The organism is Dietzia maris, from assembly GCF_036287335.1.
Taxonomy (GTDB): Bacteria; Actinomycetota; Actinomycetes; order Mycobacteriales; family Mycobacteriaceae; genus Dietzia; species Dietzia cinnamea.
This window is the reverse complement of sequence record NZ_CP143053.1, coordinates 2825394-2838901: the sequence shown is the minus strand read 5'-3', so window position 1 is coordinate 2838901 and position 13508 is coordinate 2825394. Positions and strand designations below refer to the sequence as shown.

General features: G+C 72.4%; 10 protein-coding genes and 1 pseudogene. 9 read left to right on the top strand and 2 right to left on the bottom strand.

Going from position 1 to position 13508, the window contains the following annotated elements; all coding sequences use genetic code 11:
* Positions 1-12 precede the first annotated feature (12 nt).
* Positions 13-300 carry an ArsR/SmtB family transcription factor gene (locus VYL96_RS13205; RefSeq protein WP_007630534.1) on the top strand — a complete coding sequence of 96 codons (288 nt, stop codon included), beginning with the start codon at positions 13-15 and terminating at the stop codon, positions 298-300.
* Between the two features lie 94 nt (positions 301-394).
* On the opposite strand, the gene VYL96_RS13200 is transcribed toward VYL96_RS13205, so the two are convergent.
* Complete coding sequence (locus VYL96_RS13200; RefSeq protein ID WP_131885358.1) at positions 395-1960, bottom strand: NCS1 family nucleobase:cation symporter-1; 1566 nt, start codon at positions 1958-1960, stop codon at positions 395-397.
* Between the two features lie 166 nt (positions 1961-2126).
* Here VYL96_RS13200 and VYL96_RS13195 point away from each other — a divergent pair, with 166 nt between their 5' ends.
* The 8 genes and pseudogenes from VYL96_RS13195 to VYL96_RS13160 all read left to right on the top strand — a co-directional run bounded on the left by VYL96_RS13195 (position 2127) and on the right by VYL96_RS13160 (position 11625).
* A complete protein-coding gene (locus VYL96_RS13195; RefSeq protein WP_131885357.1) occupies positions 2127-2891 on the top strand; it encodes a GntR family transcriptional regulator in 765 nt (254 codons plus the stop codon).
* A gap of 14 nt (positions 2892-2905) precedes the next feature.
* On the top strand, positions 2906-3643 hold the full coding sequence (locus tag VYL96_RS13190; protein ID WP_131885463.1) for an aspartate/glutamate racemase family protein: 738 nt from the start codon (positions 2906-2908) through the stop codon (positions 3641-3643).
* Positions 3640-4980, top strand: a complete 1341-nt coding sequence (locus tag VYL96_RS13185; protein ID WP_131885356.1) for a DUF6986 family protein — start codon at positions 3640-3642, stop codon at positions 4978-4980. Before VYL96_RS13190 ends, VYL96_RS13185 begins: the two co-directional genes overlap by 4 nt.
* Positions 4977-6377, top strand: coding sequence for an allantoinase AllB (gene allB, locus VYL96_RS13180; RefSeq protein ID WP_131885355.1), 1401 nt, complete (start codon positions 4977-4979; stop codon positions 6375-6377). The genes VYL96_RS13185 and allB overlap by 4 nt, the downstream gene beginning before the upstream one ends.
* Positions 6374-7399, top strand: a complete 1026-nt coding sequence (alc, locus tag VYL96_RS13175) for an allantoicase (protein WP_131885354.1) — start codon at positions 6374-6376, stop codon at positions 7397-7399. Before allB ends, alc begins: the two co-directional genes overlap by 4 nt.
* A 76-nt stretch (positions 7400-7475) precedes the next feature.
* A pseudogene (locus VYL96_RS13170) lies at positions 7476-8504 on the top strand (XdhC family protein); the annotation flags it as partial.
* A gap of 183 nt (positions 8505-8687) precedes the next feature.
* Positions 8688-9863 carry an isopenicillin N synthase family dioxygenase gene (locus VYL96_RS13165; RefSeq protein ID WP_131885461.1) on the top strand — a complete coding sequence of 392 codons (1176 nt, stop codon included), beginning with the start codon at positions 8688-8690 and terminating at the stop codon, positions 9861-9863.
* A gap of 226 nt (positions 9864-10089) precedes the next feature.
* Positions 10090-11625: an NAD(P)-binding domain-containing protein gene (locus tag VYL96_RS13160; protein WP_243699622.1), complete on the top strand. Its 1536-nt coding sequence runs from the start codon at positions 10090-10092 to the stop codon at positions 11623-11625.
* Between the two features lie 13 nt (positions 11626-11638).
* Here the strand turns inward: VYL96_RS13160 and VYL96_RS13155 are convergent, their stop codons facing one another.
* Positions 11639-13276: an HNH endonuclease signature motif containing protein gene (locus VYL96_RS13155; RefSeq protein ID WP_131885352.1), complete on the bottom strand. Its 1638-nt coding sequence runs from the start codon at positions 13274-13276 to the stop codon at positions 11639-11641.
* Positions 13277-13508: the final 232 nt, after the last annotated feature.

Genomic DNA, 13508 nt, shown 5'->3' with positions numbered 1-13508 from the left:
ACGGAGGAATCGATGGACGTCGACGACTGGGCCGCGCGGTTCGACCTCCTCGCCGACCCCACCCGGCTCGGACTCCTCGCGCACATGCACCACGCCGGGCCGGGCGTCGCGACGGTGTCCGACCTGGCGGAGGCGGTGGGTATCACCCGCAACGCGGCGTCCCAGGCGCTGCGGATCCTGCGGGAGCAGGGTTGGGTGTCCGCGACCCGGGACGAGACCGACGGCCGGATCGTGCGCTACACCCTCGTCGACGACACCGTGCACCGGATCCTGCACCTCATGGGCGCGCGGCACGACTGAGCACCCGCACACGCGCGCGGCCCCCGCCGGAGAGACGTCCTCCGGCAGGGGCTGCGTTGTGGGGTCGCGATGCGGGTCCTGGTGTGGGGCCGGCTCAGCCGTGCGCCACGCCACCGTCGACGCGGACGCTGGGCTCGAGCTCGGCGTCGGTGGGCAGGGGCGCGGTCTGCGGCCGCGAGCGCTCGAGGAGGTAGAACGCCAGGGCGCCCACGCCGCAGGAGACGAACCACGAGAAGTCGCCGAGGTGGCCCATCGCGGGGATCAGCACGAAGCACATGCCGACGACGGCGCCGATCACGGTGGCCGCCACCGCGTTGGTGTTGAAGCCGCCGGTGTACCAGTACTTCCCGGTGGGCGCGGAGGAGTAGAGGTCGTCGACCTTCACCCGCTGTTTCGCGGCGTAGTAGTAGAAGGTGATCAGCACGCCGAACAGCGGGCCGATGAAGCAGGCCAGGATGCCGAGCGTGTACTTGATGACGTCGGCGGAGTCGTACAGGTTCCACGGCGTGAGCAGGAGCGAGCCGACGGCGGCGATCATGCCGCCCGTGCGCCAGCTGATCCTGGTGGGGGCGACCTGCGAGAAGTCGAAGGCCGGGGCGATGAAGTTGGCCACGATGTTGATGCCGATGGTCGCGATGATCACCGTGAGCGCGCCGAGGACGACGGCCGTGGTGCTGTCGATGGCCTCGATCGTCTGGACGGGGTCGGTGATGATCTGCCCGTAGACCGGCAGCGTCGCGGCGGCGGTCACCACGACCAGGGCCGAGAAGAACAGGATGTTGACCGGCAGGCCCAGGAAGTTGCCCCGCTTGACGGCCGCGTACGACTCGCCGTAGCGGGAGATGTCGCCGAAGTTCAGGCTGGGGCCGGAGAAGTAGGACACCATGATCGCGATCGCGGCGAAGAAGGCGAACACCGCCTGGCCGCCGGTGAGCGGCTCGCTGCCGAGCGAGAAGTCCAGGGCGCCGAAGCCGCCGGCCTTGACCACCAGGTAGCCGGCCAGCGCGAACATCACCACGTAGACGGCGGGCCCGGCCACGTCGATGAAGCGGCGGATGGCCGCCATGCCGCGCCAGAACACCACGATCTGCAGGCCCCACATGATGAAGAACGCGAGATACCCCACCGGGTGAAGGCCCAGGAACGAGTGCTGGGATTCATCGGCGTACTCGGCCATCGACGGCCACAGCTTGAGGATGAGCATGACCAGCACCTGCGAGGCGAGGAACGTCTGGATGCCGTACCAGGCCACGGCGATGACGCCTCGGATGAGAGCGGGGATGTTGGCGCCCTTGATGCCGAACGCCGCGCGGCAGATCACCGGGAACGGGACGCTGGTGACCTGACTCGGTTTGGCGATGAGATTGACGGCCAGGTTCACGAACAGGATCGCGATGACGATCGCCACGAACACCTGCCACGAGGCCAGACCCATGGCGAACAACGACGTGGCGGTGACATAGCCGCCGACCGAGTGCACGTCCGACATCCAGAACGCGAAGATGTTGTACGCCTTCCACCGCTGCTGCTTCAGCGGCGCCAGCTCCTCGTTGACCAGGAGGGGGTCGTAGGAGCCGTACGGCGACGCGGGCGCCGGCGGCGAGCTCGGCGCGGCGGTCACACCTGCCGCCTGGGGCGGGGTGTCGGGGGCGATGGTCATCGGTTCCTCCGGAGTAGGGCCCGCGGGAGGCGAGCGCGCACGGTGGCGGTGGGGGGTATACCCGTCGGTCCGATCGAGCCGCCGAGCCCGGGGAATTCTCGCCGATACATCGCCGTAACGATCGATTGGTATACCTGAATGCCATGACCGAGAGTGAGCGTGCGTGATGACCGACCCGTCAGCGTCAGGTAAAGAACCCGTTAATCCCACCGGCAGCGTGGCCGCCGCGGCCGAGCCCTCGTCCGCGGGATCCGACACATCGGCCGAGGTCAACCTGGTCGATCGCGTCTACGCCCGACTGCGCGCCGACATCATCGAGGCGCGCATCGACGCGGGGACGCCGCTGCGCGAGCGCGACCTCGCCGAGCGGCTGGAGGTCTCGCGCGTGCCCGTCCGAGAGGCCCTGCCCCGCCTGGAGGCCGGCGGGTTCGTGCGGATCGAGCCACGCCGTCCGGCTGTTGTCACCCACGTGTCGTTCGACGACCTCGACGAACTCTTCGAGCTGCGCGGACCCATCGAGGCGACGGTCGCCCGGCTCGCCGCGGCCCGGGTTGCCGAGGGCGCGGATCCCGCGGCGCTGCTGGCTCTGCTTGCCGACGCCCGGTCCGCGCTGGACGGCGAGGCCACCGGCGACGCCCACCGCCACTTCATGTGCTGCAACGGGCTGCTCCACGCCGAGATCGTGGCTCTGGCCGGCAACCCGCTGCTCGAGCGGGTGATGGCGCCGCTCGCCGACCGCACCGACCGGCTCAACGGCGTGAGCCAGCACCACGACCGCGAGAGCCGGCACGAGGAGCACGTCCTCCTGGTGGAGGCCGTCACGACCGGCAACGCCGAGCTCGCGGGCTCGTGCGCGATCGTGCACATCGAGCGGGAGCGACGCCGGGCCATGTCCGCGCTGCCCTCCCATCCCCACTTCGCGGGCCGGTGATCGCCGTGGACACCGTGAGACTGCTCGTGGTCAACGTCAACACCTCCGAGGCCATGACGGCCGAGATCGCCCGGGCCGCCCGAGCCGCGGCGTCGCCGGGCACCGAGATCGTGCCGCTCACCCCCGACTTCGGGCCGGCCTCGGTGGAGGGGAACTACGAATCCCACCTCGCCGCGGTGGCCGTGTGCGAGCGCGTCGCCCGGTACGACCAGCCGTACGACGGCGTGGTGCTGGCCGGCTACGGCGACCACGGCCGCGAGGCGCTGCAGGAGATCTGCCCGGCGCCGGTCGTCGACATCACCGAGGCCTCAGCGATGACGGCCATGCTGCTCGGCCACCGCTACGGCGTGGTCACCACCCTCGACCGCACCGTCCCGCTGATCCACGACCGCCTGCTCACCGCCGGCCTGCTCGCCCGGTGCGCGGGCATCCGGGCCGCCGACGTCCCCGTCCTGGCGCTCGAGGACGATCCGGCGGGCAGCCTGGACCCGATCGTCGATCAGGCCCGGCTGCTGCTCGAGCACGACCGCGCCGAGGTGATCTGCCTGGGCTGCGGCGGCATGGCGGGCCTGGCCGAGCGCATCGCCGACGAACTGTCGGTCCCGGTGGTCGACGGGATCGCGGCCGCCGTGGCGCACGCCGAGTCGCTGGTCCGACTGGGCCTGGGGACCTCCCGCGTGCGGACGTTCGCGCGGCCTCTGCCCAAGCGAGTGACGTTCCCGTCGGGCGCGCCGACGGAGGTCCGCGCATGACCGGGCCGGCGGGACCGGACGCCCTGGTGGGGCGACTGTGCGCTGACGCCGACGCGGCACTGGCGACCGCCGACGCCGAACAGGCCGCGCTCTTCCCCGGCCGGGCCGCCACCCGGGAGCCCGTGCACACCCTGTACCTGCCCGCCGACCGCGTCGGCGCCGGCGTGGTGGCCCAGACGGGGGCGGCCGCGCTCGCGGCGTTCGACGAGCACCTGCCGGACCCCGGTGCCCTGCGGAGGGTGTTCAGGGCATGCCTGGTCAGCGGTGGTGCGGAGGGCCAGACAGAGTCCTCGGAGCTCCACGCACTGGTCCGGGCCAAGCTCGAGCGGGAGCCGATCGAGGACCTGCGCATCGACTTCGAGGACGGCTTCACCCAGCGCGGCATACCCGCCGTGCTGCGGGACTGCGACGAGGACGCGCACGTGGACCGGGTGCTCGCCGAGGTGGTGACCCGGCCCGGCGACGCCCTGCCGCCGTTCTGGGGACTGCGCTTCGGCTCCTTCGACCCGACCACCCGGCGCCGGGGAATCCGGACCTTCGTCCGGGTGGTCGAGGGTCTCGCCGCCGCGCCGGACCGCGACTCCCTGCTGGCCGGGTTCCGGCCCACACTGCCCAAGGTCACCGCCGTCGAGCAGGTGCGCGTGATGGTCGCGCTGTGCCGCGAACTCGAGACCGAGTACGGCCTGGCCGAGCGCGCCCTGCGGTTCGAGATCCAGATCGAGACCCCGCAGTCGATCTGCGGTCCCGACGGCACGGCGCTGGTCGCGAGGCTCGTCCATGCCGCGGACGGCCGCTGCTCGGGGCTGCACTACGGCACCTACGACTACTCGGCCTCCCTCGGCATCGCGGCCGAGTACCAGGCCATGGATCACCCGGCCGCCGACCACGCCAAGGCTGTCATGCAGGTCGCCGCCGCCGGGACCGGCGTGGCGCTGTCCGACGGGTCGACCAACCGCCTGCCGGTCGGCGACACCGACGCCGTCCACGCGGGCTGGCGCCTGCACGCCGGGTTGATCGACCGCTCCCTGCGCCGCGGCTTCTACCAGGGCTGGGACCTGCATCCCGCCCAGCTCGTCTCCCGCTACGTCGCCACCTACGCGTTCTACCGGCGCTCCGTGCCCAGCGCGTGCGCGCGGCTCGCCGCGTACCTCGGCACCGGCCCCGACGCCGGCTACCTCGACGAACCGGCCACCGCCCGCGCGCTCGCCGCGTTCTGCCTACGCGCCCTCGACTGCGGTGCCGTCACCGCCGACGAGATCACCACCCGCGCCGGACTAGGCCGGGACGACCTGGCCACCCTGACCCGACCGGGAGCCCGACCACAGGAGAGCAGATGACCCACCCCGACCTCGTGATCCGGGCGCCCCGAGCGATCGTCGACGGCGCGGAGACATCCGCCCTCGTCGTCGTCGCCGACGGCACCATCACCACCGTCGACACCGCGCCGGGCGCCCTCGACCGGCCACCCACCGGCGCCCGGACGGTGACCCTGCCCGGCGACGCCGTCCTCCTGCCCGGCCTGGTCGACACGCACGTGCACGTCAACGAACCCGGCCGCACCGACTGGGAGGGCTTCGCCAGCGCCACCCGCGCCGCGGCGTGCGGCGGCGTGACCACCCTCATCGACATGCCGCTCAACTCCAGCCCCGTCACCACCAGCCCCGCCGCGCTCGACGCCAAACTCGCCAGCACGCCCGGGAAACTACACGTCGACGCCGGATTCTGGGGCGGCGCGGTGCCGGAGAACCTCGGCCGGCTGCGTGAGCTGTGGGACCGCGGCGTGTTCGGGTTCAAATGCTTCCTGCTGCACTCGGGCATCGACGAGTTCCCGCCCCTGGGCCCCGCGCAGATGGAGGCGGCGATGGCCGAGATCGCGGCGTTCGGCGGGCTGCTCATCGTCCACGCCGAGGACGCCGGCACCATCGACGCGCAGACGCCACCGTCGGGTCCCGCGTACGCCGGGTTTCTCGCTTCGCGGCCCGTCGACGCCGAGGTGCGCGCGATCGCGCAGGTCATCGACGGCGTCCGCCGCACCGGGTGCCGCGCTCACATCCTGCACCTGTCCGCCGCAGCTGCGCTGCCGCTCATCCGCGACGCCAAGGCCGAGGGGCTGCCGCTGACCGCGGAGACGTGCCCGCACTACCTGTCGCTGTTCTCCGAGGAGATCCAGCCCGGCGCCACCCACTACAAGTGTTGCCCGCCGATCCGCGAGGCCGGTAACCGCGAGGCGCTGTGGGAGGGGCTGCGCGACGGGACGATCGACCTGGTCGTGTCCGACCACTCGCCATGCGTGCCCGAGCTCAAGCGCTTCGACACCGGCGACTTCGGGCAGGCGTGGGGAGGCATCGCCTCCGTGCAGTTGGGGCTGCCGATCATCTGGTCCGAGGCGCGCCGACGGGGGATGGGCCTCGCCGACGTGGTGCGGTGGATGGCCTCGGCGCCCGCCGCGTTCGCGGGCCTGTCCGACCGGGGTGCGATCCGCCCCGGCGCCCGCGCCGACCTGGTGGTCCTCGCGCCCGACGACGCGTTCGTCGTGCTGCCCGAGCGGCTCCAACACAAGAACCCCGTCACCGCCTACGCCGAACGGGCCCTGGCCGGCGTCGTGCGCGAGGTCTACCTGGCCGGCCGGCGCGTGGACCTCGACCAGCCCGCCGCCGGTCGACTCGTCATCAGGCCCGGCGCCCCGGAACTCAGTCCCGCCACCCCGCCCGCCCGAACGGAGATCCCCGCATGACCGCCGCCTCACCCCCCACGCCCGCCTTCCTCGCCCTCCCGGACCTGGCCTCGCGTGCCCTGGCCGGCGCGGTCGTGCACGCCGACGACGAGTTCTTCGCCGAGAAGGAGAACCTGATCCTGCCCGGCGAGCCCCTGTTCGACCCGACCCTGTTCGGGCACAAGGGCAAGGTGTACGACGGGTGGGAGACGCGGCGGCGGCGCACGCCGGGGGAGGACGCGGCGATCATCCGGCTCGGCGTCCCGGGCGTGATCCGGGGTTTCGTGGTGGACACCGCCTTCTTCCGCGGCAACTACCCGCCGCAGGTCGCGCTGGACGGGGGGTGGATCGACGGCTACCCGGATCCCGGGCAGCTCGCCGCGGCGCCGTGGCGGCCGCTGGTCGACCCGTCGGCCGCCCAGGGGGACACCCGGAACCAGTACGCGGTCGCCGACGAGGACCCCGTCACGCACGTGCGGCTGCGGATGATCCCCGACGGCGGAATCGCGCGGCTGCGCGTCCACGGTGAACCGACCCCCGACCCCCGCTTCCTCGCCGGCACGATCGACCTCGCGGCAGCGGAGAACGGCGGCCGGGTCGTGGACTGCTCGGATCTGTTCTATTCGTCGCCGGCCAACATCATCGCGCCCGGCCGCTCCCGCCACATGGGCGAGGGCTGGGAGAACGCCCGCCGCCGCGACGACGGCAACGATCACGTCACCCTGGCCTTGACCGGCCCGGGCACGGTCGACCACGTGGAGATCGACACCTCCTACTACATCGGTAACGCCCCCGGATCGGCGTCCCTGCACGGCATCCGCACGACCGAGGACCTCGAGCGACCCGAGGCGTGGGTCGAGCTCGTGCCCCGAACCCCGTTGCAGCCGGACACCCGTCACCGGTTCCTCGTGCTTCACACCGAACCGGTGCGGTTCGTCCGCCTCGACGTCTTCCCCGACGGCGGCATCGCCCGCCTGCGCGTGCACGGCCGGCTCACCCGGGACGCGCTCGAGGCGATGGCGGCGCGGTTGCTCAGGAACTGACCCGCGCCCACCCGCCGTAACAGCCCGCGCCCCCGCGCGAAACACCGCGGCAACCCGGCCGCGCCACGATGAGCGCATGGAGCGCGTCCTCGAGACCTTGAGCAGATGGCGGGCCGAGGGCGTGCCGTGCGCCCTGGCCCGTGTCGTGGCCACGGGCGGGTCGGCTCCGCTCGCGCCCGGCACGGCGATGGTCGTCGCCGCGACCGGCGCGGTGGCGGGCGGGGTGTCCGGGGGCTGCGTCGACGGTGCCGTGTTCACGCTGTGCCAGCAGGTCCTCGACGACGGGCGCCCGGTCACCACGGTGTTCGGTCCCGACGGTGACGAGCTCCTCGGCGTCGGCCCCACCTGCGGTGGGAACCTGGAGGTGTTCGTCGAACTCCTCCCGCCGCGCGCCGGCCAGGGCTCGCGCGCGGCCCACCCCGTCGACGTGCTCGCGCGCGCCGTGGGGGAGGGCCGGCCCGCGGTCGCGGCGACCGTCCTCGACGGCCCCCGCGCCGGTGAGTGGGCGGTCCGTGCCCCCGGCGGTGACGGCGACAGGGATGACGACAGGGACGACGACGAGGTGCCGCCGTGGGCGCGCGGGCCGATGGCGGCGGCGGACGCCGGGTCCGCGGAACCGGCGGTGGTGCCTGCCGAGATCGCCGGGCGGGCGAGTCGCGTGTTCGTGCACCCGCTCGTGGCCCCGCGGTTGCTGGTGTTCGGCGCGACCGCGTTCGCCGAGGCGCTGGTCCCACTGGGGGCGGGGCTGGGATACCGGGTGACGGTGTGCGATGCGAGGCCGGTTTTCGCCGCGGCCGGGCGGTTCCCCGCCGCGGAACAGGTCGTCCGGTGCTGGCCGGACGAGTTCCTGCGGCGGACCCCGGTGGACGCCACCACGGCGATCTGCGTCCTGACGCACGACCCGAAGTTCGACATCCCGCTGCTGCTCGCGGCCCTGAACACCGCCGCTGGGTACGTGGGTGCGATGGGCAGCAGACGGACCCACGCCGAGCGGGTCGCGCGGCTCTCCGAGCTCGGCGTGAGTGAGGCCGAGTTGAGCCGACTCTCCGCGCCGATCGGTCTCGACCTCGGCGCCCGTACTGCTGCCGAGACCGCCCTGTCGATCGCCGCCGAGTTGGTGGCCCACCGCAGGAGCGGCACCGGCGCGCGACTGGTGGAGATGGACACGTCGATCCACCGTCGCGCGCCGAGTTCTGCTGTCCCGGCGCCTGACCCGCCGTCGCCGCCGTCGCCGCCGTCGCCCCCTGCCTTCGACCGACACCACCGACGCACTTCCGGGAGGAAACACATGACCACTGACCAGACCGTCCCCGACCAGACTCTCGGCCGGACCGTCCCCGACCAGACCGTCCCCGACCAGACCGCCTTCCACGTACCGATCGTGGACCTGACGCCGTACGTCGCCACCGGGTCTGACGAGGGGGCCGCCGAGGGGACCGCCGACGATCGAACCCGCGTCGCCCGCGAGATCGACGAGGCGTGCTCGACGGTCGGATTCATCCAGATCGTCGGTCACGGCATCCCACCGGAGGTGATCGACGGACTGGCGGGCGCCATCGACGACTTCTTCGCCTTGCCGCTGGAGACGAAGAAGGCCTACCGCGTGGCCGGCGCCAACCGCGGGTACAGCCCGCCGAAGAGCGAATCCCTCAGTCTCAGCCTGGGGGTGGAGTCCGCCGACCGGATGAACGACTTCTTCGAGGCGTTCAACGTCGGTGTGGAGGCTCGCTCGTTTACCGGACTGAGGCTGTCGGAGGACGACTACGGCATCAACGTCTGGCCCGAGGTAGCGCACTTCCGCGAACGCGTCGAGACCTACTTCAGCGAGGCGTCCCGCGTCGCGCGCGTGCTCACGCGGGTCTTCGCCGATGCCCTGGGCCAGCCGCCGGAGCTGTTCGACCGGCTCACCGACCATTCGATCGACGTCCTCCGCATGGTCAATTATGCCCTCGACGAGGGGCCGGTCACCCTCGACGGCGACCTCCGCGGGATGGGCGAGCACACCGACTTCGGCCTCGTCACCGTCCTCTGGGCCGACAGGGTCGCGGGCCTGCAGGTTCTCGGCCCCGGCGGGGTCTGGCATGACGTGCAGCCCGTCGAGGGCGGCCTGCTGGTCAATCTCGGGGACCTCACCGCCCGCCTCACCAACGACCGGTGGATGTCGACCCTGCACCGCGTCGCCCCGCCCGTCGTCGACGGCCGGATCATGCGCCGCCGCTCGGCCGCGTTCTTCCACGACGGGAACGTCGACGCCGTCGTAGAGACCCTGCCCGAGTTCGCCGGCCCGGGCGGGGACGCCTACGACCCCGTCACGGTCCGAGACCACATCGCCGCGAAGCTCGCCGGCTCCCGTCACGGCAAGGCCAACACCGCGGCGGTCCGAGAGGCAGCCAGAGTCCGCGCGGCAGCGCACCCACCCCTCTCCGCGGCCCCGGCCGTCCACGGGCCGTCGGCTGGGCGGTGACCACCGCCGCCACACCGGCCTCACGGCGCCGTAACACCACCGAAAAGCGGCGCTGCCAGACTCAGGATCGACACCGCGACGGTGCGGTCGGCCCCGCCGACCCGGCCGGCGGGGCGACCGACGCCCCGACGGACGAGTCATTCGTCAGGCAGCGGCGCGGAGTCCGCCCGGGCGCAGGATCCGGGCACGCCCGGAAGCCCCGGGCCAGACGCCACAGGAGATGTCCATGACCTCCGTGATCTCCGAGATCCCCCAGCTCGACCACGCGACCGGGTCCCGTCGCCTGCCCGACGCCGACGCCCGACTGGCGCGGCTCGCCGCGCGCGTGCGCGAGGACATCGAGACCACCAGCCACGTCCGCGACTGGATCCCCCGCGACGACAGCTCGCCCGACCTGGACGTCCTCGTCATCGGCGGCGGTCAGGCCGGGCTGGGAACCGCGTTCGCGCTGGGGCGCCAACGCATCGACCGCGTCCTCGTGGTGGACGACGGCCCGGCGGACCGCGTGGGCTGCTGGGATCGCTACGCCCGCATGCACACTCTGCGGAGCCCCAAGCACATGCGCGGCATCGAGTTCGACGTCCCGTCGCTGCACGTCCGCCGGTGGTTCGAGGCCGTCTACGGCGAGGAGGCGTGGGCGGAGATCGACCTCGTGCCGCGGCTGGACTGGAACGACTACCTGCGGTGGTATCGCGACATCACCGGCCTCACGGTTCGCCACCACACTCGGGTGACCGCCGTACACCGGCCCACGACGCCGGACGGCCCCTTCACCGTGGAGCTGACGGGCGCTGGCACGGGCGGCAATGCGGCCGGCACGTCGGTGACCGCGCGGCGGATCGTCTTCTCGCTCGGGTTGGCCGGCGGCGGCGGGCAGCGCGTGCCGGGTGTCGTCCGGTCGCTGCCACGCGAGCGGTGGTTCCACACCGAGGATCCGATCGACTTCGACGCCCTGCGCGGCCTGCGGGTGGCCGTCCTCGGTGGCGGGGCCTCGGGATTCGACAACGCTGCCACCGCGCTGGACCACGGTGCCGCGCGTGCGGACGTGTTCCTGCGCCGCGAGACCGTCCCCGGCTCCAACCCCTTGCGTTGGATGGAGTTCCCCGGGATGCAGGAACGCTTCTACGACCTGGACGACCGGGCCAAGTGGGACTTCACCCTCCTCAGCGGCGGTCTGCCGCAGCCGCCCACCCAGCACACGGTGTGGCGCTGCTTCGCCCACCCCGACTTCGCCCTGCACACCGGCTGCGGGTGGGACGGCGTCGAGGTGGTCGACGACGGCGCGGGCGGGAGCGAGCTTGCGATCGACACCCACGCCGGCCGTGTCCGTGCCGACGTCGTGATCAGCGCCACCGGATACGAGGTCGACCTGCGGCGTCGCCCGGAACTGTCCGAGTTCGTCGACGACATCGCGCTGTGGGCGGACGTCCACGACTTCGCCGCGGACCACCCCGCGGGCCGCAGCCCCTACCTCGGGCCGGGTTTCGAGTTCACCGAGCGACACCCGGGGACCGCGCCGTGGATCACGCGGCTGCACCACTTCTCCACCGGCGCACGCACCTCGATGGGGGTCACCGGCAACCAACTCTCGGGGATCTACGGCGGGATCAGCCGGATCGCGGGGACCGTCACGACGGCGATCACCCGGGAGAACTGGGGTCGCCTGGCCTCCTCCTTCGCCGACTTCGAGTTCCGCGAGGTGCACACGGTCGGCCCGCACGGCCCCGCGGACGGACCGTATCCCACCCGGCCGAGGTACTGACATCGCGATGGCCTCAGAAGGGTGGCGGGACATCGTCGACCGGTCCGGGTGGTCTAATCTCGGGCTCCCGACGAGGACGCTGTCGTTCGGTCTCGGCCATCGCGCGGAACCGGCGGCGGTCAGCAGCGCGCCGGTGCCGCAGGTGCGGCCGCCGCCGCGCGATCGCTGAACCGCTGCCGGTCCGGCCCGCTTCGGCGGCCTCCTGCTGTCGGTGACTGGACTCGGAATGCCGCGGCGCGGCGAGACCCGCCAGTGGCCCGGTGGGCTGACTCGCGACGCGGGTGCCGGGGTCCGGGTCCGGATGGTTCGGCCCGTGCATCCAGATGTAGGTGCCGTCCACGTCTCGGTAGTACGCCCAGATGCCGTCGGTCTTGAGTCGGTGATGGCATCGGCACAGTGATCCCAGGTCATCGGATGTCGTGTGGCCACCCCGGTCTGGATCGTCGTGGTCGAACGGGATGATGTGATCGAGGTCCGATTTCTCGGCGGGCGTCTGACATCCGGGGAAGACGCAGGTGCCGTCGCGCCCCCGACAGAAACGTGCGAGGGCTTCCGAGGGGGTGTATCGGAGGGCGGCGTCGGAGTCGGGGTCGGCCAGGTCCGCGAGGAAATCGATCCTGCGGCGGGCGCTGCGCTCGAGTTCGTCGGCGGTGTGGCCGGTGACGGGGCCGTATCCAGCCAGCGTCACGCCGCGGTTGTCCGGGGTGCCGTCGTCGTAGGCGTTGATGATCACGCGCCGTGCGGCGGTGCGGGCCTCTGGGTCGGTGGGATGCTCGCCGTCGGGATCGGGCAGACAGGCCCACCCGCGGCTGAGGGCCAGCAACCCGGCGGCACGGAGTTGCCCGATCGACCGTGGATCGTCCTTCGAGGCGGTCCGGGCGATGGCCTCGATACGGTCCGCGATCTCCACAGCCGATTCCGCGGTGAGAGTGGCGGAGATGAGTGCCCGGTCGTCGGCCAGCGGGATCATCTCCACGTCCTCGTCCTGCCGCGCCTGGCGGGCCCGGGCGTCGGCCCCCACCGGATCGCAGGCCCGGACCGTCTTTCCGAGCATCTTGCGCAGGGGCCCGGGCCGGGGCGGATGGGTGCGGCGTCTCGTGGGGGCCAGCCCCTCGCTAATCCTCCGGTCGAGCTCCGGCATCAGGTGGTCGGCGACCATCGCCGTCTCCTCGGCGATGGTGTGGGCTGCGAGGAGCCCGATCCACCCGGTCGCCACCAGCGCCGCGGTGCGGGGGAGCCGTTCGGTGAGCTCGACGGCAGTGGTGACGAGCCTGGTCGCCCGGTGGCGAGACATACCCATCGAGACGCCGAGCATGGAGGCCGCAGTTTCCCAGGGATCGCGGTACCGGTCTCGATCGCCCGCGAGTTGCACGCAGTCGTAGGCGAAGGCGAGCGAGCGGCCCTCGGCGGCGTTGATGACTCGTTGCGCCAGGTAGCCGTGTCGCTGGTTGACGTCCCACTCGCTGAAGGCGTCGGGCACGATGACCTCCAACTCGGGCCCGGTCGCGGTGCGGAACCCCGGTGGAGGAAAGGGCGGGTCCCCGGTGTCCTCGGGCCCGGGATGGACTGCGGGGCTCTCCTCGCCGGCTCGGCTCGGTCGGTCCCGGTGCTGTCCCTCTGACTCGGACGCGCGCGTGTCTTTCGTAGCCATGATTCGACACTATGTTCGAGGTACGACATCGTCTGGCGGCATCGGCCGGAGCGGGCTCGACCGGACCCTGTCGGACGGACCGCCGAAATGGCGCGTGCGTGCGCTGACCTGCGGTGCCCTGCGGACGCCGCGCAGGGCACCCCAGGTCAGAATGTCGCCGAGGTTTCCCGGCGGGTGGCGCGGCAGGGGAGGGCCGTGTCGCGACCACTCGGTAGGTGCGTCGGCGGATGGG

Excerpts from the sequence above, each read along its gene's own strand:
- VYL96_RS13200 (WP_131885358.1), bottom strand. The coding sequence starts at position 1,960 with ATGACCATCGCCCCCGACACCCCGCCCCAGGCGGCAGGTGTGACCGCC.
- VYL96_RS13160 (WP_243699622.1), top strand. The coding sequence starts at position 10,090 with ATGACCTCCGTGATCTCCGAGATCCCCCAGCTCGACCACGCGACCGGG.
- VYL96_RS13205 (WP_007630534.1), top strand. The coding sequence starts at position 13 with ATGGACGTCGACGACTGGGCCGCGCGGTTCGACCTCCTCGCCGACCCC.
- VYL96_RS13185 (WP_131885356.1), top strand. The coding sequence starts at position 3,640 with ATGACCGGGCCGGCGGGACCGGACGCCCTGGTGGGGCGACTGTGCGCT.
- VYL96_RS13195 (WP_131885357.1), top strand. The coding sequence starts at position 2,127 with ATGACCGACCCGTCAGCGTCAGGTAAAGAACCCGTTAATCCCACCGGC.
- alc (WP_131885354.1), top strand. The coding sequence starts at position 6,374 with ATGACCGCCGCCTCACCCCCCACGCCCGCCTTCCTCGCCCTCCCGGAC.
- VYL96_RS13165 (WP_131885461.1), top strand. The coding sequence starts at position 8,688 with ATGACCACTGACCAGACCGTCCCCGACCAGACTCTCGGCCGGACCGTC.
- allB (WP_131885355.1), top strand. The coding sequence starts at position 4,977 with ATGACCCACCCCGACCTCGTGATCCGGGCGCCCCGAGCGATCGTCGAC.
- VYL96_RS13155 (WP_131885352.1), bottom strand. The coding sequence starts at position 13,276 with ATGGCTACGAAAGACACGCGCGCGTCCGAGTCAGAGGGACAGCACCGG.